Below are 659 nucleotides of genomic sequence, written 5' to 3'. Positions count from 1 at the left end.
TTGTGGCATAAGCCTATTAGTGAACTGTTGATTAGAGGTGGTTCTCTTAGTGATGAACCTTTGGATTCATTTTTGGAAGATAAAACTTTTTGTGGTGATACTGCTTTGAGATTGTGTTCAAGTTATAGATTGCGAGAAGAAGAGAGGTTTTCGGTATATTTAGATAGTGCCAGTTTTGTGTATCTTAAAAATATCACATTTTTGTACAATCAGGCCTTGGCTTTGCGAATTACGAGTGTTCCCAAAATATTGCTAGAAAATGTTGTTTTCAGACACACAAATCATGGTTTTAAAATTGATGGTGTTGACAATCTGACTTTAATTGGAATTGAAATTGAGTCCAATAAGAATGCGTCTGTTGCGGAGGGAGTGAATGCAATAATGAGGGGAGGAGTTGTCAAAAAAAATATAAATGGATTGAACTTTACTCGATTTTCTAGCATTAAGATCACTGGTGGTGAATTTAGTAACAATACGGGTGTTGCATTAAATCTTGGTGATGTTGTAATTGCTAGGCTTTCTGAGAACAATTTTGTAGAAAACAAAGTAGGACTTAAGACTCATTCGTTAGATTTGTTGATTCGTGACTTTTTTGTGAAAAATGAGCTTGGTGTGGAGATTATAAAAAACTCTGATGTTAGTGCTCGTGTTGTTGACGT

1 protein-coding gene is annotated in these 659 nt (G+C 34.9%); it reads left to right on the top strand.

Going from position 1 to position 659, the window contains the following annotated elements:
* On the top strand, positions 1-659 hold a 659-nt coding region (locus tag U881_RS10735; RefSeq protein ID WP_038363558.1), incomplete at both ends, for a right-handed parallel beta-helix repeat-containing protein.

The organism is Borrelia persica No12 (genome assembly GCF_000500045.1).
Lineage (GTDB): Bacteria > Spirochaetota > Spirochaetia > Borreliales > Borreliaceae > Borrelia > Borrelia persica.
The sequence above is the reverse complement of the archived record's forward strand: the minus strand, read 5'-3'. Positions and strand labels throughout refer to the sequence as shown.